Here is an 18,904-nt window from a genome sequence, read left to right on the forward strand (position 1 = left end):
CCTGCCGGCGGTTATTCGTCCCAGGGGTGGGCATCAGAATCGGTCCGGCGCCCGTGAGACCATGGTGGAATGTCCCCCGCGCACGCCTCAGAACGCCGATTCGTGCCGAACACGCCGGTCGATCTCGAACGGACCATTGCGGTCCTCCGGCGCGGTCAGCACGACCCCACTCTACGGGTGATCGCAGACCAGCGGCATTGCCGCGTCTATCTCACCGCGCGACTCAGCGAGCACCTCGGCCGGGGTGTCGCGGCGGTCCTCGAACAACGTGCCGGCCGGCTGCCGCGACACCTCGCCCCGATCACGGTGGCCGCCTGGGGTGCGGAGCCCTTGGAGGTCGAGGCCTTCCTCGACGAGATCCCGTCGCTTCTCGGCTTCGACGACGACTGGTCGGGGCTCCTCGACGCCCCGACGTATCCCCTGTTGCCGGCGGCCGTGCGGTCCTCGCATCGCCTCCACCCCGGGCTTCGTCTCTGCGCGACCGGGTGGATCTTCAAGCACGGCGTGTCCGCGATCTTCGAGCAGCGCGTGACCGGCAGCGAAGCCATTGGCGCGTGGCAGCGGCTCGCGGCCCGCTACGGGGACGCTCCGCCCCCATCACCTCACGGTGCGGTCCCTTTCCCCGTGGACATGAGGGTCTTCCCCACGCCGCGGGCCTGGCTCGACATTCCCTCGTGGGAATGGCGGCGGTCGGGAGTGGACGGTCACCGTCGCGACGCCGTGCGGGCCCTCGCCGAGACCGCGCCCTCGTTGATACGACTTGCCGACCACGAACCCGCCGGGGCCGTAGCCCGCGCCCTCGCCGCCCTGCCGGGGATCGGCCCCTGGACCATCGCGGAGACGATGCAACGCTCCCACGGGCTGCCCGACGCGATCAGCGTGGGCGACTATCACCTGGCCCACGGGGTGTGTTTCGCCCTGGACGGACGCCGGGGCGACGACACCCGGATGCTGGAACTCCTGAAGCCCTGGGCCGGGCACCGGCAACGCGTCGTGCGCATGATCGGGGCCTCCGGGCTTAACGAGCCCCGGCGAGGACCGAGGGTTGCCCCTCAGTCACTCGCCGGATAGAAAGTAGTCGATGGCCCGCCCCTTCTCGATGGGGCGGACGGCCTTATGCCTGGCCGGGCTCCGTGGCGGACTGGCCCTCCTGCTCGGCTTCCTTTTCCGCCTCGGCGATCTGCTTGCGGACGTCGTCCATGTCCAGGCCCTGAACGGCCTCGATGACCTGGTCGAGCTGCGCGCCGTTCAGGGCGCCGGGCTGTGCGAACACGAGGGTCTGCTCACGGAACGCCATGAGGGTCGGGATCGAGGTGATTCCGGCCGCCGCGGCGAGCTGCTGCTGATCCTCGGTATCCACCTTGCCGAAGACGACGTCCTCGTACTTCTCGGACGCGGACTCGAAGACCGGCGCGAACTGCTTGCACGGGCCGCACCATTCGGCCCAGAAATCGACCAGGACGATGTCGTTCTGACCGATGGTGTCGTTCAAGTTCTCTTGCGTAAGTTCAATAGTCGACATGGCCCCGAGACTACAGAGGGTGGCCGGGGCGGCCCAACGACTTTCACCGACAGCTCAGCCACGGCGTTGCGCTTGCGAAGCATCTGTTGTGGATGCGGGGGCCCGACAGGGCGTTAAAAGCAACGCGCCGCAGATTCCGAAGAATCTGCGGCGCGTTGGCGGCGGTGGCAGATGAGGGATTCGAACCCCCGTAGGCAGTGCCAGCTGATTTACAGTCAGCCCCCTTTGGCCGCTCGGGTAATCTGCCGAGCGTTCCGCGGACCTTCAGGCCCGAACAGAACCGCGCCCCCGGTCAACGGGAGCGGATACAACAGTACCCAAAGAACTTCTGGATGCACAAACCGGAACGGCCGCGCGCGGTTCATTGTGACCAACCGCACTGGATAGGGCCACCACGGTGATCCCGGAGGCGGATCAGCTCGTGGGCGCCCCGCCCTGCTCGGACAGGAGTCGCTCCTCCAACCGCGCCAGGAATTTTTCGAGCTGCTCGTCGGTGACCTCGCCCCGCTCGCGCGAGGCTTCCAGGTCTTCGCGGACTCCTTCGAGGCGGCGGATGAGCGCGGGATCCACGAGCCGTCCGTGGGCCGGCCCGTCGCTGATCACGGAGCGCGATGCATGTCCCGAGATCACCGAGCGGGGCGACGCGGATCGGTAGCCCGACGTCGCGGCCCCGCTTCTCTGCCTCGGCCCGACCAGCGAGCCCCGACGGCTCGTACTCGTAGTGGTGATTTTCATGATTCCCAGTCTGCGGGCCCCACCTGTGAGGAGGTACGGAATGAGGTGACGATTCGATAACGATTCCACGGGTGTTGTCTCACATAGCGGCCGACGGGGGGCGGGATACAGGGTGCGGTCGGTGTATCGCGCCCGTGCTTTAAGCTAGACAGCGACATCCGAGACCACCGTTTCCCACGAGATTAGGAGCCCACCATGGCCAGCGAATCCTCCTTCGACATCGTCAGCAAGGTCGACACCCAGGAAGTCTCCAACGCGCTCAACCAGGCGTCCAAGGAGGTCTCGCAACGCTACGATTTCCGCGGCGTCGGGGCCTCGATCGAGTTCTCAGGCGAGAAGATCCTCATCAAGGCCAATTCCGAAGAGCGGGCGAAAGCCGTCCTGGACGTCTTCGAGTCCAAGCTCGTCAAGCGCGGCATTTCCCTCAAGTCCCTCGACGCGGGCGAGCCGTACGCCTCGGGCAAGGAATACCGGATCGAGTCCTCCATCAAGGAAGGGATCGCCCAGGACCAAGCCAAAAAGATCTCCAAGATGATCCGCGATGAGGGCCCGAAGGGAGTCAAGGCGACGATTCAGGGCGACGAACTGCGCGTCTCCTCGAAGTCCCGCGACGACCTTCAAGCGGTCATGTCCATGCTGAAGTCCGCCGACCTCGACGTGGACCTCCAATTCGTCAACTACCGCTAAGGGCTCCCCACGACGAAGGCCCCGCGGCCGGACCTTTCATGGTCCGGCCGCGGGGCCTTCGGCGTCAGGGGCTCCGGGCAACCGGCTCCCCGGGGCCTTAGCGGCGGGGAACGTTTCCTCCGTAACCGGCCATGCTTTCGAGCCGTGCGATGCGCTTCTCCATGGGAGGGTGCGTCGACAACAGGTTCTTGACCTGGGCGCCGCGGAAGGGATTCGCGATCATCATGTGCGCGGTGTTCACGGTCTTCTGGTTCTCCGGGTCCATGGGGACCTGTTGCGTGCCCTGCTGGAGTTTCCGCAACGCCGACGCCAGTGCCAAGGGGTCGTCCGTGAGTTTGGCGCCGTCTTCGTCAGCGTCGTATTCCCGAGTACGGCTGACGGCAAGCTGAATCACGGTCGCGGCCAACGGCGCGAGCAGAGCCATCAGGATCGCCGCGATCGGGTTGCCGCCGCGTTCGTCGCGACCGCCGAATGCCCCGCCGAAGAACATCATGAACTGCGCCACCGAGGTGATGACGCCGGCGATCGCGGCCGATATCGACGACGTGAGGATGTCTCGGTTGTAAACATGCATCAGCTCGTGCCCCAGCACCCCACGCAGTTCCCGCTCGTTCAACAGCTGCAGGATGCCCTCCGTGCAGCACACCGCGGCGTGCTGTGGATTGCGACCGGTCGCGAACGCGTTGGGAGACATGGTCGGCGCAATGAAGAGCCTGGGCATCGGCTGCCCCGCCTTGGCCGAGAGCTCCTCGACGATCCGGTACATTCCGGGCGCCTCCTGCCGGCTTACCGACCGGGCCTGCATCGAAGCGATCGCGATCTTGTCGCTATTCCAGTAGCTCACGCCCGTGGCGATGAGGCCCCCGATGGCGAAGACCCAGATGAAGATGCTGCTGCGGCTGCCCGCCGCGAGCACGCCGCCGACGGCCAACAAGACCGCGAACATTCCGCCCATGAGCAGGGCGGTCTTGATCCCGTTGAAGTGTGTGTGCATAAACGGTGCATCTCCTTGCGAGGCCTTTGGTTTCGGCGCGCGTATTTTGCGGGCGGTGAGCCCACCGACTAGTCGAGATGGTTCAACTGTAAAGCACTGGGCGTCACGAAACGATTGCGGTTTCCCGAGATCCGCCTGTACAAGCGCCCCAAGTTCCATCTGACCAGGGAAGACACGGTTCAACCAATTTTCCACAAGGTTGCCCTTATTGTGAGCGACTCAAAATAACGGTAAGATGGTGTTCATGACATCGGTTCAGCCAGACACCAGCCACGCATCCGAGGGCACCGCCCTCGATGCTCTGCGTGCGCAGTGGTCGGGCGAGCTCCGGGCCCACGGTCGGCGGGTCACCCGCCAGCGCCTGGCCGTCCTGACCGCCGTACACCGGAATCAGCACGCCCCCGCGGAAGACATCGTGAGGTACGTTCGCGAGGAATTGCCGAGCATCACCGTGCAGTCCGTGTACGTCGTCTTGGCCGATCTCACCGAGATCGAGCTGTTACGCAAATTCCAGCCTCCGAGCACCCCGGCTCTCTACGAGACGCGCACGGCCGACAACCACCACCACATTCTGTGCGTGGGGTGCGGTCGCATCGAGGACGTCGATTGCGCGGTGGGGCAGGCTCCCTGCCTGTCCCCCAGCGATACTCACGGCATGACGGTCTTCGCCGCGGACGTCGTCTTCCGCGGCATCTGCGCGCAGTGCGCGGCCCAGGCGGAATCTCCGGACTCGCACGAGTCCGTCTCGCGGGCGGCGCCGGCCGCCTCATCACAAGTGTCCGGGCTCGGCTCCCGCTGAGTCCGGCGTCATCACAACACAGCCACACACAAGATACAGAAGAAGGAGATCGACGATGACTGAGTTCGTTTCGAGCCAGAGCACCACGGATCCCACGAAGCCCTCGACCACCGAGTCGGGCGCGCGTCGGGAATCGGACGCCAACTCGCTGTCCGTGGGCCCCAACGGCCCCCTGATGTTGCACGATGTCGCTTTGGTCGAGAAGCTCGCGCGTTTTGACCGCGAGCGCGTTCCGGAGCGTAGCCCCCACGCGAAGGGCTCCGGCGCCTTCGGCGAGCTGGAGATCACCGAGGACGTCAGTCAGTACACCAAGGCGAAGTTCCTCCAGAAGGGCACCACGACCCCGATGCTGGCCCGCTTCTCCACCGTCGCCGGTGAGCTCGGCTCGCCCGACACCTGGCGCGACGTCCGCGGCTTCGCCCTGAAGTTCTACACCGAAGACGGAAACTTCGACATGGTGGGCAACAACACCCCCGTGTTCTTCGTCCGCGATCCCATGAAATTCCCCGACTTCATTCACTCCCAGAAGCGCACCCCGGATTCCGGCCTGCGCGATCCCAACATGCAGTGGGATTTCTGGAGCCTGTCCCCCGAGTCCGCCCACCAGGTCGCTTACCTCATGGGTGACCGCGGTCTGCCCCGCAGCTGGCGCCACATGAACGGCTACTCCTCCCACACCTACATGTGGGTCAACGAGGCCGGAGAGAAGTTCTGGGTCAAGTACCACTTCCTCTCCGAGCAGGGCGTCGAGAACATGACCAACGACGAGGCCGACCAGCTGGCCGGCTCCGACGGTGACTACCACCGTCGCGACCTCTTCGAGGCCATCAAGCGCGGCGACTACCCGTCGTGGCGCTTGGAGGTCCAGGTCATGCCGTACGAGGACGCGAAGACGTACCGCTTCAACCCGTTCGACCTCACGAAGACCTGGTCGCAGAAGGACTACCCGCGCATCCCCGTCGGCAAGTTCACGCTCAACCACAACCCGACCAACCACTTCGCGGAGATCGAGCAGGCGGCCTTCAGCCCCTCGAACACGGTTCCCGGAACCGGCGTATCCCCGGACAAGATGCTCCTGGGACGCGTGTTCTCCTACCCGGATGCTCAGCGCAACCGCATCGGCACCAACTTCAACCAGTTGCCGGTCAACGCGCCGGTCGTCTCCACGAACTCCTACGACAAGGAAGGCCAGATGCAGTTCCACCACAGTGGAAACGCTCCGGTCTACGCCCCGAACTCGTACGGACGCTCCTACCAGGACGCCCAGGGCCCCGTGGACAACGGCTGGGAGTCCGACGGCGAGCTCGTGCGCGCTGCGTACACCCTGCACTCCGAGGACGACGACTTCGGCCAGGCACACACCCTGGTCCGCGAGGTCTACGACGAGGGCGCCCGCGAGCGCCTGATCAAGACGGTCTCGGGCATGCTCGGCGACTGCGAGGAGCCGGTCCTGTCGAACGTCTTCCAGTACTGGAAGAACATCGACCAGGAAGTCGGCGAGCGCATCGAGAAGGCCGTCAAGGAGAACGCCGGCGACGACGTTCCCGGCGCCTAATCACGGTCCCGCATCCGGTCCTTCGGGTGAACCCGAGGCCCGGGTAGACCAACGGGGGCTCCCCACCGATTCGGTGGGGAGCCCCCGTTTCTTGTGCCCGGCCCCTGCGCCGCCTCCGCGCCGACGCGTGCGCCGGACGGCCGCACTGCCCTACTGGCGGACGAGCCGCTCCTGCGCGGCGGCGATGTCCAGCAGCTCCTTGACCTGCTCGATCGGCAGTCGTGCGCTGGGGCCCAACGCGTTGATCATGACGTAACGGGCGCCGGCGTCCACCGCGAACCGCAACGCGTCCATGGCCGGCACGGAGCGCACCTCCAACCGCGGGTCGAGGGCCGCGACCTCCGGGGCGGAGGTGAACAGGAGGAACGTGTCCGGGTCGCCGTCGCCGTCCGGCTGGGCGTAGACGGGACGCATGTCGTTATCGCCGTGGCGCATTCCCATCAGCAGCACGGCCGCCGGCCCCATGAAGGACCCGACGAGCTGCTGCATGCTTCCGTGGAGCAGCGCGTTCTTGGCGGCGTCGTTGCGGGGCGTATTGATGGCCCACGCCGCCTGGGGCCCCTCGATGCGGCAAGACGGGCTCGCGTTCGGTTCCACGACGATCTCCGCCAGGGTGTCGTCGTGGACGAAATTCTGGAGCACCGAGACCGCCGATTCACGGCTGAGCACCAGGTCGTCCGCGGACCGACCGGAGCCGATGATCACCTGCCGCGCGGTCTCTTCACGCAAATACACGGCCAGGGAGCGCTTGCCGTCCTTATTCAGCACCGCCTGCACCCGGATCTGGGAGTCCGGGCCGATGGCCGCGCCGTCCGGCCCGGGAACGAAGTGGGAGCCGGAGATGTCCAGCAGGACCTCGCCGGCCATGAGGGTACGCAGGACATTCGCGATGGTCTGTTCGGTGGGCTTCCGCCCAAAATGGGACAGCGCCCGGAAAGCCTCGACGTTGACGATCTCGTCCTCGGCCTCGGGGGCGTTGAGGATCGGGTTGGAGGCAGTCTGCGCCGCGGCGGAGGCTGCCGCCGCGGTGCTCAGGGTGGGTCCGGCAGCCTCGGGGCGTTCGGTGTGATCCACGACCGCGCGGAGCCCTTCGGTGCGCTCGAGCATCCAGGCCGGCATGCCCCGCTGATTCCTCGGGTAGGTCTCCCAATCGGTCATCATGTCCTCGCCGGAGAGCGGCGCTTCGTTGGTCCACTGCTCCGGCTCCTGGTCGAAGTTGAGATCCGAACCGACCTGATATCGCGGTTCGGGCCAGTCCTCGGCCTGAATGATGAGGCTCGCCGACAGCCACGCGCCCGACTCGCGAGTGTAGGTGGCCTGACGCAATTCCTGAAGGACCGGAACCACCGACGACTCTTCCGAAACCAACCCCGTGGCGCCGGTCAGCTCTCGCTGACCGCGAAGTTCGGTGATGCGGGCCAGGTACGAGCCCGGCCGGCTCGGCACCGGCTTGAAGTCCCCGATGAGCTGGTCCCACCCGGGCTCCGTGGTGGTCGAGGACAGCAACCAGTGACCCAGGCGATTGACCGCGTCCCCGGTGCGCTGTTGCCGTTCAGCCTCGGGCAGTTCTTCCACGGGATTGCTGTGGGGTGTGCTCGACATGGGTGTTCCTCCGCTGGTCGGTGGGGCCGGTCTGGCCGTTCCTATGGCGTCCTTTTCTTTCCGAGCCTACACAGTCACCGAACGGGTCGAGGCCGCGGCGCCGGCGTTTACTTGCTAGCCTGTTTTCATGACGAAAACACTGCAGGACTTGATTGACGAAGCGATCTTTATCTCCACCGAATACCAGGCCCGGTTGGCCGAGCTGACCGGTGAATCCGACTGGTCCGTGGACTTCTCGGCACCGTCATTCACCCTGAAGTCGGACCCGTCCGTCTCCCTGACCCCTAGCCTGCTGGGAACCGAGTCCGAACAGCGCGGTTCGTGGATCTGGTCGTGGCAGGAACTGGGACATTTCCCGGACGAGGTCGTTGCGGCCGCGGTCCAGGCCCGTGAGGCCGGCGAGAACCTCGGCGTTCAGGAGCTCACGACGGACGAGCTCGTGCTCTCCGAAGGCCTGGCCCGCCGGTTGACCCTGGCGGCCAAGGCCGTGACCGGACTCTTCGCTCACTACCCGGCCGCGGCCGGGGGTGGCGTCCGCGCGTGGCTCCTGGTCGACGGGCCGCAGCTCGAGCTCCCGGAGCCCACCGTCCACCGCATGGGCCGGGTCATGGCGCAGGCACTTCAGACCAATACCGCGGTGCATCACCAGCGCGCCGTGGACTCCTACGCCCGACTCCGCGGGGCCCACATCTCGTGGGATACCGAAGCCTGCGCCGTCATCACGGCCTCCGACGGGGCCTTGCGCCTGTGGTTCGACGAGCACCGGATCTCCGGGATCGAGCCGGCCGAACCCGTCGTCGATCAGCGTGATCTGGCGCGCGCGGCCAAGCAGGCCGAGGAAAACCGGCAGTCGCTCCGGGCGGACGCCCGCCGCGCCCTGTCGATCGCGCACCGCGAATCCGAACAGCAGCGTCGGGCCCGGGAAGAGGCCGAGGCGCAGCGCGTCGCGGCGACCGAGGCCGCCCTGAGCGACACGACCGAGGCACCCACGGCCACCCCCATCGAGCAGACCGAGGGCGTGGAGCCCGCCCGCGCCGACGGCGTCGGCGCCCCCTTCGACCAGGAGCCCCGCGAGGATGCCGAGCCCGGCATCGTCTCGACGCACGTGGTCCCGGACGAGGGCGAAGAGTCGGTCGGCCAGACCCGCCGGGATGCCGTTCCCGCCGCGGATGTTCCCTCCTCCGCACCGGTCTCCGACGCGGATCTCGCCCCCGAGCAGGAGGCGGTCACGGATCAGCACCCGATCGTCGAAGAGCAGACGGTTCCCCTCGCCGACGGCGCCCCCGCCGACTCCGAGGACGCGGACGCCACGGAATCCGCGCTGGATCGACTGCGCGCCGAGCAGGCCGAGGCGGGCGGGCGACCGCAGCGTCAGGAGCGTCCCGCCGCGAGCGCGGGCTCCTCGGCGACCGGCCAGCGGTCGGACGACCGCGATGCCCAGCGGTACGCGGAACCGGTCTCCGAACAGGAAGAGGCCGCCGAGCGCCAGGCTGCTCAGGCCGAGGACGGCACCAAGAAGAAGGGCTTCTTCAGCCGATTCTTCGGGCTGTAGACACGCCCCGACCGGCACACACCGAGGGCCACGATTCGTACGAATCGTGGCCCTCGGTGTGTGTGGGCGGCCGGAGCGAGCAAAGCGGTCCCCCGGCCCGGCGGCGGGTCAGGACTCCCGATGCACCACAGCCTGTGCGAAGGACTCCAACGCGCGCTTGGCCGTGGAATCGGGCAGGGGCGCGAGCGTCTGGATCGCGTCATCGGCCCAGCGATAGGCGATGTCCCAGGCCATGTTGGTCACCCGGTGCGCGGCCAGCGCGTCCACGGCCTCACCCAGCGCCTCGTCCGTGCTGAGGTCCCGGTCCATCAGCTCGACCACGCGACGGGCCTGGTCGTCCCCGTCCCGTGCCGACTGGCGGACGAGGATGGACGGCAACGTGGGCACGCCTTCCCGAAGGTCGGTTCCCGGCGTCTTGCCCGAAACCTGATGACTCGCCGTGACGTCAATGACGTCGTCGGCCAGTTGGAAGGCCACGCCCACGAGTTCCCCGTAGCGGACCAGCGTCTGCACCGTGGCATCTCCGGCGCCCGCGAGATGGGAGCCGTAGTCACAGGCCGCGGAGATGAGCGAGCCGGTCTTGCCTTCGATGACCCGGATGTAGTGCGCGAGCTGGTCCTCGTCCGCCGAGGCACCCGCGGTTTCGTAGAGCTGGCCGAGAACCAGGCGCTCGAAGGTCTTGGCCTGGGTCATCAGCGCTCGGGCGCCCAGCTCCGAGACCATGAGGGACGCCCGGGCAAAAATCAGGTCACCGGTCAGGATCGCGACGGAATTGCCCCAAATGGTGTGCGCGGCGTCGGCGCCGCGGCGCTTGGAGGCGTCGTCCATGACGTCGTCGTGATAGAGCGTCGCCAGGTGGGTCAGCTCCGTGACGACGGCGGCCTCGATCACCGAGCCGTTAATCCCACCGGAGATCTCCGCCGCGAGGAGGGTCAGTAACGGGCGGACGCGTTTGCCGCCGGCTTCCATCAGATGCCGGGCGGCGACGTCGGCCAAGGCGTCGGTGTACCTGAGCGCCTCGCTCAGGCGGTCTTCGACGTCCGAGAGCCCCTGAAGGATCTTGGGGCCGAGCACGGTGTCCTCGGCGATGAGGTCGAATCCGCTCGGCAGGCGCAGACCATCGGCCGCGGCGGACGGGTCCGCCGGGCTCTGCTGTGTACGCTCATCGGGCTGTCCGGGCTGTGTATCGGTCACGGGTTAACACTAACCGTTTCTCTCGGGGCCAAAGGCCGTGGTGACTGGCGTGGTTTACCGCGTGGGCGTCGCGGGGGTCAAACGCTCCACAAGGTCAATCGCGCGGTCGACGATGGTGCGCGGCTCGCGCGGGTTCATGTCCGCCATCAGCCCCACCACCTTCGTCATCAAGGCCGGGAACCTCATGCCGGCGGTGACCGAGGCGCGCATCAGGGCAGGGTGCCCGATCAGTTCGGCGCACAGGCGCCCGAGGGTGAAGTGGGATCCCCACGTGTCTCTGATGATCTCGGGGTATCGGTCCAGGGCCAGCTCGCGGCGCAAGGGGCCGTTGGCGGACGCGGCGTGATCGACCACCTCGGCCGCGATGCGCGCCGAGGTCATCGCGTTGGCGATGCCCTCGCCGTTGAACGGCGAGACGAGCCCCGCGGCGTCGCCCAGGAGCATGAGTCCGGGAATGTAGTGGGGCGTGCGGTTGAATGCCATCGGCAGGGCGGCTCCGAGCACCCGACCCGTGCGATGATCCGCGTCAAGGGACCACTCCTCCGGCATGCCCGCGGTCCAGTCCGCCAGGACCTGGCGGTAGTCCAGCTTGCCGAAGTATTCCGAGGTATTGAGAATTCCGAGCCCGACGTTCGCGGTGCCGTCCCCGACGCCGAAGATCCACCCGTAGCCGGGCAGCAGCTCGCCCTTGTCCTCGGGCCGGCTCCGGGATCCCTCCAGTTCGAGCCAGCCTTCCATCCAGTCCAAATCGCCCAGGGGCGAGTCGTAGTAGGCGCGGACCGCAACGCCCATGGGGCGGTCGTCGCGCTTGCCGAGCCCGGCCGTGACCGCGGCGCGGGTCGAGTTGCCGTCCGCCGCGAGGACGACCTCGGCGAAGAAGTCTTTGGTCTCCTCCGTGCGTCGGCCGCGCTCGTCGTGCACGCGAGCACGGATTCCCACGACGCGGTCCGGGTCACCGAGCAACGCCTCCGGGAGCCCGCTGGCGGCCGGGCCGGTCTCCGAGGCACGGATGACCTCGTGCGCCGCGTGTCCCTCCAGGACAACAGCGCCTCGTGACCTCGCGTGCTCGGCGAGCTCCTGGTCAAATCCGAGACGGGTCCGCACCAGGCCGTAACCGGGGATGTCGCCGTCGGACTCGAAGGGAACCTCCAGGCTCGTCCCCGCCGCCCGCAGGCGGAGGCCCTTCTGGACGTGATAGCCCTGGTCGGGCCCGTGGGCCATGCCCATGAGGTTCATCTCGCGAACGGCCAACGGGGTCAGCCCGTCGCCACAGACCTTTTCCCGAGGAAACCGCGTCTTCTCCAGGACGGTGACCTCGTGCCCGGCCTGGGCCAGCCAGAATGCGGCCGTGGCCCCCGCGGGCCCGGCACCGACGACGAGTACTCTCATGCGCTACGCCTTGAAGCCTCGATGCAACGCGACGATTCCGCCGGTCAGGTTCCGGTACTGAACGTTGCGCCAACCGGCGCCAGAGATCGCGGCGGAGAAGGCTTCCTGGTCGGGCCAGGACTGAATGGTCTCCGCCAGGTAGGAGTACGACTCCGGGTTGGAGGAGAACAGCCGCCCGGCAAACGGAAGGGCCTTCACCAGGTACTCCTGGTAGACCATGCGGAACGGCGCCCAGACCGGAGTCGAGAATTCGCAGACGACGATCCGGCCGCCGGGCTTGGTGACCCGGTGCAATTCGCGCAGGGCGGTGGCGTATTCCGCGACGTTGCGGATCCCGAAGGAGATCGTGACGACGTCGAATTCCTCATCGGCGAAGGGCAGGTCCGTCACGTCGGCACGGACAAAGTTGATCCCGGGGTGACGGCGACGCCCCTCGGCGAGCATCCCCTCGGAAAGGTCCGCGGCGACGACGTCGAGACCGGCCTTCTGATAAGGAACGGACGAGGCGCCCGTGCCGGCCGCGACGTCCAGAATGCGCTGCCCCTTGCGGGGTTCGACCGCCGCGACGGTGGCTCGACGCCACCCGCGGTCCTGCCCGAGAGACAGGAGGGTATTCATGAGGTCGTACTTCGGCGCGACCCCGTCGAACATCGCGGAGACTTCTTCGGACTTCTTATCAAGATCAGCTCGGTTCACGCTGTCTATTCTGTCAGACCGAGCGGCACACCCGTACCGTGGCGAAGAGGCATCGGCCCACGTGGGAGAAACCCCCGGACGGTCGGGGCCTCCCCTGAGACCCGACGTGTCAAAGCGCACACCAAGAATCATTGCCCGGGGAAAGAATTTACAGTTACTGTAAATTCATGAGTTTGTCGCACTGCCCCACGGGAGACCTCCGACACGCGCGCCGCCAGGCGACCCGTCAGGCGATCCTGGATGCGGCAGAGGAGATTGTGGTCACCGCGGGTCTCGGCTCGCTCACGTCCCGCCGCCTCGCGGAACGCGCGGGCACCTCGGAACGGACGGTCTTCAACCACTTTTCCAACCTGGACGACGTGATCCTCGCGCGGGTCAGCTCCTACCTCACCCGGATCCTCGACGCGCCCGAGGTCCCCGTCGGCATCGAGCCGGCGGAGTTGCCCCAGGCCATCGACCACAAATTCCGCGCGAGCTTTTCCCGCCCCGAAGCCGACGAACTCTTCGCGGGGTTCTTGAGGCTGAGCATCTGCCTCACCGCCGAAATGCTGGATCTGCTGGGTGACCACATCCTGCGGACCCTGGCCGACGTGGCTAAGAGCTTCACGGCGGATCTCAAACAGAAGTATCCCGCCCTCGATTCCGCGCAGGGCGTGCCGTTGCAGATGTACGTCTTCAACCTCACGACCAGCATCGCCTTCGGCCTGCTTCACGGGGTCTACCGGCTGAACCTCTTCGAATCCGGCCCGGGGCAGACCCCCGAAGACGGAATGACCCCGTGCCTTAACCTTCAGGACAACCCGAACCTTCACCGGTTCACCCTGGATACCTTGAGAGAAGACCTCCTGTGGGCCTTCGATCAAGTGGCCATCGGCCGACCTCGCATCTAGAACCGCACCGCCAAACAACGAGAGAGATCATGGCAACAATTTTGTACCGCATCGGCGGCTTCGCGGCTCGCAAGGCCTGGGTGATCATCAGCCTCTGGATCGTGATCATCCTTGCCTTGGGTGGCGCTTTCGCCGCGTTCAAGGGCGAGCTGAGCTCCAACATCACCATCCCCGGAACCAAGTCCCAGCAGCTCCAGGACGACCTCAGCGACAAATTCGATCTCAACGCCAACGCCGGAACCGGCCAGGCCGTCGTCAAGAACGACGATGGCAGCCGGATCACCTCCGCGCAGCAGCAGGCCCTGGCCTCGGCGTTGCAGAAGGTCGGCAAGGAAGACGGGGTCGAATCGACCACCGATCCCTTCGCACAGCAGAAACAGACCGACGAGGGCAAGGCCAAGCTCGATCAGGCGAAACCGCAGATCGAGGGCGGTCAGAAGCAGCTCGAGGACGCCCAGAAGCAGATCGACGAGGCACGCTCGAAGATCCCCTCGGACGCTCCCCCACAGGCCTCCCGGGAGATCGACACCAAGCAGGACGAGCTCAACCAGAAGAAGCAAGAGTTCCAGGCCAAGAAGACCGAATACGACCAGAACAAGGCCAAGCTGGACATGTCCAGCGGGTACTCCTCGGTCTCCGACAACGGCTCGGCCGCGATCGCCAGCATCAGCTTCAAGGATGAGATCAACTCGGTCTCCCCGGACACGCTCGCCTCGGTGCGCTCCGACCTGTCCGACGCCGACCTCAAGGGGCTGGACGTCGAATTCGACCAAAACCTCGAGGGACAGCCCGAAATCGGCGGCGTGGGCGAGGCCGCGGGTGTCGTGGTCGCCTTCGTGATCCTGATGATCATGATGGGCACCTTCATCGCGGCCGGCCTGCCGATCCTCATGGCGCTCGTGGGCGTCGGCTCGGCCATGCTCGCGACCTTCGCGCTCTCGGGCACCGTCGAGATGAATTCCTCGACCCCGACCCTCGGCATGATGCTCGGGCTCGCCGTCGGCATCGACTACTCGCTGTTCATCATCAACCGGCACCGAAATAACCTCGTGCGCGGCATGGATATCAAGTCCTCGATCGCCCTCGCCACGGGCACGAGCGGCAACGCGGTGGTCTTCGCGGGCACGACCGTGATCATCGCCCTGCTGGCCCTCAACATCGTCGGCATCCCCTTCCTGTCCGTGATGGGTAACGTCGCCGCGATGTCCGTCCTCTTGGCCGTGCTCGTGGCCGTCACGCTCACCCCGGCCATGCTCGGCTTGGCGGGACGTCACGTCATCGCCAAGAAGCGCTGGAAGGTCATTCAGCGACGGGCGCGCCTGCGGGAAGAATCCGCACGCGAGAACCTCGTGGCCGGCCACGAGGTCCAGGACCGCGCCGCGAAGGCCAATGCCGAACACGAGTCCAGCGCTCGGGGCTGGCTCAAGGTCGTCACCGGCCACCCCGTGCTGACCACGGTGATCTCCGTGGTGGTGCTGGCCATCGTCGCCATCCCGATGACGCAAATGCGCCTCGGACTGCCCGACGCGACCAGCTCCAGCCCGGACAGCGGCGCCTACAAGAGCTACAAGATCATCGAGGACGAATTCGGCGCCGGCCGAAACAGCACGATGATCACGGCCGCTAACCTGCCCGAGGGGACCACCGCGGAACAGGCAAAACAGCTGCAGATCGACGTCGGCCAGGACCTCCAGAAGCAGGACGACGTTAAGACCGTGGTCCCCGCCGCGATCTCCAAAGACAACAGCATGCTGATGTACCAGATCGTGCCGAACGGCGGACCGAACGACGAGTCCACGACCAACCTCGTGACCTCGCTGCGCGACCACACGGTCGACACCGACCAGGGCAAGGTGACCTTCGGCGTCGCCGGCCAGACCGCGATGAACATCGACATCTCGGAGAACCTCTTCAAGGCGTTGCCCGAGTATCTGGCCGTGGTCCTGGGCCTGTCCCTCCTGGTGCTGATCCTGGTGTTCCGCTCGATCCTGGTGCCCCTGACCGCAACCATCGGCTTCCTGTTCTCGCTCCTGGCGGCCTTCGGGGCGACGGTCGCGGTGTTCCAGTGGGGATGGCTCGGCAAGTTGTTCGGGGTGACCGAACCCGGACCGATCTTGAGCTTCCTGCCGATCCTCGCCGTCGGAATCCTGTTCGGACTCGCGATGGATTATCAGGTGTTCCTGGTCTCGGCGATGCGCGAGGCCTTCAGCAAGGGGCGGGGCGGCAAGAAGTCCGTCCTGGTGGGGTACAACCACAGCTCGAAGGTCGTGGTGGCCGCCGCGCTGATCATGGCCGGCGTGTTCCTCGGCTTCGTCTTCAGCGGCCAGGCCATGATCGCTTCGATCGGCTTCGGGCTGACGGCCGGCGTCATCTTCGACGCCTTCGTGGTGCGGCTTACCTTGATCCCGGCGGTCATGTACCTGCTGGGTGACAAGGCCTGGTGGCTCCCGCGATGGGTCGACAAGATCCTTCCGAACGTCGACGTGGAAGGCTCCTCGCTCGAGGAGAAGTAGGAGCACCTCCTCTCCGCGTCCCGCAACGCACCGGTCACGACTCGTGGCCGGTGCGTTGTTGTCTCTGCCGATGACGCGACCGTGACGTCGCTAAAGAAACTTCACGTGAACAGACACCTCGAAAACGGTTAAGCCGCCCGGGAAGGGCACCGGCGGGACATACCGTGACTAGGTCGGACCCGATTCGAGGGCCCGACCCACCGTTTCGCTCGCTCCGCCTCGAGGAAGGACCCGCAGTGCGCCATCGTCTCGCGTCTCGCTGGGTGGTCCTCACCTGCATCGTGCTGGCCCTGGCCCTGATCGGATACGGCCTGGCCCACACGCTCGGCCCCGCGGGACAGCACGCGGTGCAGGGCACCGCCGAGAAGAGCCCCACCGGCGACGGCACCTCCGCCCACCCGCGTCGGACCCGCCTGGAGGTTGGGCTGGACGGGTGCACCCACGACTGGACCGACGCCGGCGCGGGGGCCCAGGTCTTCGAGGTCAAGAACACCTCGGACCGCCCGATGGAGGTCCAGCTGATGGGGACCGACACGAAGGGCTCCACCGGCGCTCACCAGGATGCTCAGCACGCGCAGATCTTCGCGGAGCTCGAGGCCCTCGGGCCCGGCGTCACCCGCGATCTGACCACGAGCATCGGGGCGGGGACCTACCACTTCACCTGCATGCCGGAGGATGGCCCGGCCGTCACCGGCGACGACACCGATGTCCCCGAGCCGGATCCCGACCTCGCCGCCTCGCTGCCCGCGCCCGTCGAGCACGCGGAAGCCGCGACCGAGCAGGAAATCATCCCGTACACCCAGAAATACGAGCGGTGGGTCAAGGACCAGCTGCCGGGGATCCGTACGCAGACCGACCAGCTCGCCGAGGTCATCCAACGCCGCGGCCCCACCTGGCGGCAGGACGCCCAACACATCTGGCTCTCCGCCCACCACGACTACATGAAACTCGGTGCCGCTTACGGTGCCTTCGGCGACCGAGGCGACGCCATCGACGGCACCGCGGCCGGCCTGGAACACGGCGCCGACGATGAGGAATTCACCGGATTCCACCGGATCGAAAAGGGCCTCTGGTCCGACGAATCCCCCGACGATCTGCTCCCCTTGGCACAAGGGTTGAGCAGCGACATCTCGGCGCTCGGGGACGATGATTTGCAGGTCGGCGCCCTGGAGCTCGGCCTCCGGACGCACGAAATCTCCGAAGACACGGCGACGCTGACCCTCAGCGGCAAGGACGACTTCGGATCCCACTCCGGCCTCGACTCGGCCCGAGCGCAACTCGAAGGCACCCGCGAGCTCGTGGACCTGCAACGCCCGCTGCTCGCCGACCGCCTCCCCGCAGGCCACCTCGACGCCATCTACGAGCGGCTCGACCGGGCCCTCGACACCATCGACGAGGCCGCCTCGTCCCACCCCGACACCGCACCGGCCGATCTTCCCGCCGACGCGCGTGGCCGGGTGCGCTCGCAGGTCGGGCAGCTCTCCGAGCAGCTCGCGGAGGTCGCGGCCGTCACGGACATCAGGAGAGCCACGTGAGCACACGCCGTTCGTTCCTCCTCGCCGGAGGCATCGGCCTCGGATCCGCGGGGGTCGGCTACGCCGCCCACGCGGCCGCGTCCGAAACCAGCACGCCGCAGCAGACCGCCAAGGACAGCACGCCGAACCCCGCGTTCCACGGGACCAACCAGGCGGGCATCGTCGAGAGCCCTCGCGCCGCCTCGACGGCCGTCTCCCTCGACGTGACCTGCAAGGACCGCGCCGAGCTGACCGATTTCTTCAAGGCCCTCACGGACCGGGCCCGGCGGCTCACGACCACCGGGATCTTCGACGACGCGGCCAACTCCGTGACCTCCGCGCCGGCCGACTCCGGAACGCTCGGGGACTCCATGCCCCGGGACGGCCTCGCGATCACGGTCGGTGTCGGCTCGTCGCTCTTCGACGACCGCTTTGGGTTGGCCGCCAAGAAGCCGAAACGCCTCACCTCCATGGAAACCTTCGACGGCGACCGGCTGCACGAGGATCTCCGCGACGGTGACCTCTCGCTCGTCGTCTCCGCCGACGGCCGCGACGCCGTGCTCCACGCCGTGCGCGATATCCTGCGCCACACCAGGGGCGCCGCGACCCTGCGCTGGAAGCAAGACGGGTTCACCTCGACGCCGCGGCCGGCTGGCGTTCCGCGCAACCACTTCGGCTACAAGGACGGCATCTCGAACCCGGACACCTCGGATCAACAGGGCATGCAAAACCTGGTGTGGGCCCGCGACGAGGACCAACCGTGGACGGCCGGCGGCTCGTACCAGGTCATCCGCCTGATCCAGATGTTCACCGAGTTCTGGGACCGCATCAGCCTGACCGAGCAGAACAACATCTTCGGACGCGACCGCGCGACCGGCGCGCCGCTGGATGGGACCAAGGAATCCGACGAGCCGCAGTACGTCTACGATCCCCGCGGCTCCGTCGTGCCGCTGACCTCCCACATGCGCCTGGCCAATCCGCGAACGGACGAGACCGCGCACCAAAGAATCCTGCGACGCGCCTTCAACTACGAGAACGGCATGAATTCCAACGGAGACCTCGACCTCGGGCAGGTCTTCGTGTGCTATCAGTCGGACATCGCGGAGCAGTTCGCGACGATCCAGAAAAGGCTGGCCGAGGACCCCCTGAACGACTACATCTCCCACATCGGTGGCGGATATTTTCTGGCCCTGCCCGGGGTCCGGGATTCCCGCGACTTCCTCGCCAGGCCGCTCCTGGCCTGACCGCCACCTCCACACGCT

At 66.8% G+C, this 18,904-nt stretch carries 16 protein-coding genes and 1 tRNA gene; 9 read left to right on the forward strand and 8 right to left on the reverse strand.

What is annotated here, in order from left to right:
* Positions 1 to 69: 69 nt before the first annotated feature.
* A complete protein-coding gene (locus CURSPS6_RS07015; protein WP_030015137.1) occupies positions 70 to 1,071 on the forward strand; it encodes a DNA-3-methyladenine glycosylase family protein in 1,002 nt (333 codons plus the stop codon).
* 43 nt (positions 1,072 to 1,114) lie between these two features.
* On the opposite strand, the gene trxA is transcribed toward CURSPS6_RS07015, so the two are convergent.
* The 3 genes from trxA to CURSPS6_RS12525 form a co-directional block, all read right to left on the reverse strand.
* A complete protein-coding gene (gene trxA, locus CURSPS6_RS07020; protein ID WP_030015139.1) occupies positions 1,115 to 1,522 on the reverse strand; it encodes a thioredoxin in 408 nt (135 codons plus the stop codon).
* Between the two features lie 165 nt (positions 1,523 to 1,687).
* A tRNA-Tyr gene (locus tag CURSPS6_RS07025) sits at positions 1,688 to 1,769 on the reverse strand.
* A 167-nt stretch (positions 1,770 to 1,936) separates the two neighbouring features.
* Complete coding sequence (locus tag CURSPS6_RS12525) at positions 1,937 to 2,257, reverse strand: hypothetical protein (RefSeq protein WP_152978076.1); 321 nt, start codon at positions 2,255 to 2,257, stop codon at positions 1,937 to 1,939.
* A gap of 195 nt (positions 2,258 to 2,452) precedes the next feature.
* Here CURSPS6_RS12525 and CURSPS6_RS07035 point away from each other — a divergent pair, with 195 nt between their 5' ends.
* Positions 2,453 to 2,944, forward strand: coding sequence for a YajQ family cyclic di-GMP-binding protein (locus CURSPS6_RS07035; RefSeq protein ID WP_030015142.1), 492 nt, complete (start codon positions 2,453 to 2,455; stop codon positions 2,942 to 2,944).
* Positions 2,945 to 3,041: 97 nt separating this feature from the next.
* Here the strand turns inward: CURSPS6_RS07035 and htpX are convergent, their stop codons facing one another.
* On the reverse strand, positions 3,042 to 3,938 hold the full coding sequence (gene htpX / locus CURSPS6_RS07040) for a zinc metalloprotease HtpX (protein ID WP_030015143.1): 897 nt from the start codon (positions 3,936 to 3,938) through the stop codon (positions 3,042 to 3,044).
* Positions 3,939 to 4,182: 244 nt separating this feature from the next.
* Here htpX and CURSPS6_RS07045 point away from each other — a divergent pair, with 244 nt between their 5' ends.
* Positions 4,183 to 4,737, forward strand: a complete 555-nt coding sequence (locus CURSPS6_RS07045) for a Fur family transcriptional regulator (protein ID WP_200910856.1) — start codon at positions 4,183 to 4,185, stop codon at positions 4,735 to 4,737.
* A 55-nt stretch (positions 4,738 to 4,792) separates the two neighbouring features.
* A complete protein-coding gene (locus CURSPS6_RS07050; RefSeq protein ID WP_030015145.1) occupies positions 4,793 to 6,292 on the forward strand; it encodes a catalase in 1,500 nt (499 codons plus the stop codon).
* 150 nt (positions 6,293 to 6,442) lie between these two features.
* Here the strand turns inward: CURSPS6_RS07050 and CURSPS6_RS07055 are convergent, their stop codons facing one another.
* A complete protein-coding gene (locus tag CURSPS6_RS07055) occupies positions 6,443 to 7,894 on the reverse strand; it encodes an SseB family protein (protein WP_030015146.1) in 1,452 nt (483 codons plus the stop codon).
* A 127-nt stretch (positions 7,895 to 8,021) separates the two neighbouring features.
* On the opposite strand from CURSPS6_RS07055, the gene CURSPS6_RS07060 reads away from it, so the two are divergent.
* The gene (locus CURSPS6_RS07060; protein ID WP_030015147.1) at positions 8,022 to 9,446 is read left to right on the forward strand and encodes a DUF6882 domain-containing protein; all 1,425 of its coding nucleotides are present in this window, start codon (positions 8,022 to 8,024) and stop codon (positions 9,444 to 9,446) included.
* Between the two features lie 108 nt (positions 9,447 to 9,554).
* Here CURSPS6_RS07060 and CURSPS6_RS07065 read toward each other — a convergent pair whose 3' ends face one another.
* Genes CURSPS6_RS07065 through CURSPS6_RS07075 form a run of 3 tightly spaced genes read right to left on the reverse strand, consistent with a single transcriptional unit; the run spans position 9,555 to position 12,725 of the window.
* Entirely contained in the window at positions 9,555 to 10,640 is a 1,086-nt protein-coding gene (locus CURSPS6_RS07065) for a polyprenyl synthetase family protein (RefSeq protein WP_030015148.1), read from the reverse strand.
* A gap of 54 nt (positions 10,641 to 10,694) precedes the next feature.
* The gene (locus CURSPS6_RS07070; protein ID WP_030015149.1) at positions 10,695 to 12,029 is read right to left on the reverse strand and encodes a geranylgeranyl reductase family protein; all 1,335 of its coding nucleotides are present in this window, start codon (positions 12,027 to 12,029) and stop codon (positions 10,695 to 10,697) included.
* Between the two features lie 3 nt (positions 12,030 to 12,032).
* Positions 12,033 to 12,725, reverse strand: a complete 693-nt coding sequence (locus CURSPS6_RS07075) for a demethylmenaquinone methyltransferase (RefSeq protein WP_030015150.1) — start codon at positions 12,723 to 12,725, stop codon at positions 12,033 to 12,035.
* Between the two features lie 167 nt (positions 12,726 to 12,892).
* On the opposite strand from CURSPS6_RS07075, the gene CURSPS6_RS07080 reads away from it, so the two are divergent.
* The 4 genes from CURSPS6_RS07080 to CURSPS6_RS07095 all read left to right on the forward strand — a co-directional run bounded on the left by CURSPS6_RS07080 (position 12,893) and on the right by CURSPS6_RS07095 (position 18,886).
* Complete coding sequence (locus tag CURSPS6_RS07080; RefSeq protein WP_082470185.1) at positions 12,893 to 13,615, forward strand: TetR/AcrR family transcriptional regulator; 723 nt, start codon at positions 12,893 to 12,895, stop codon at positions 13,613 to 13,615.
* 29 nt (positions 13,616 to 13,644) lie between these two features.
* On the forward strand, positions 13,645 to 16,128 hold the full coding sequence (locus CURSPS6_RS07085) for an MMPL family transporter (RefSeq protein WP_030015153.1): 2,484 nt from the start codon (positions 13,645 to 13,647) through the stop codon (positions 16,126 to 16,128).
* Between the two features lie 236 nt (positions 16,129 to 16,364).
* Complete coding sequence (locus CURSPS6_RS07090; RefSeq protein ID WP_051687702.1) at positions 16,365 to 17,663, forward strand: EfeM/EfeO family lipoprotein; 1,299 nt, start codon at positions 16,365 to 16,367, stop codon at positions 17,661 to 17,663.
* Positions 17,660 to 18,886 carry a Dyp-type peroxidase gene (locus CURSPS6_RS07095; protein WP_030015156.1) on the forward strand — a complete coding sequence of 409 codons (1,227 nt, stop codon included), beginning with the start codon at positions 17,660 to 17,662 and terminating at the stop codon, positions 18,884 to 18,886. The genes CURSPS6_RS07090 and CURSPS6_RS07095 overlap by 4 nt, the downstream gene beginning before the upstream one ends.
* Positions 18,887 to 18,904 lie beyond the last annotated feature (18 nt).

The organism is Curtobacterium sp. S6, assembly GCF_000710345.2.
Classification (GTDB): Bacteria; Actinomycetota; Actinomycetes; order Actinomycetales; family Micrococcaceae; genus Rothia.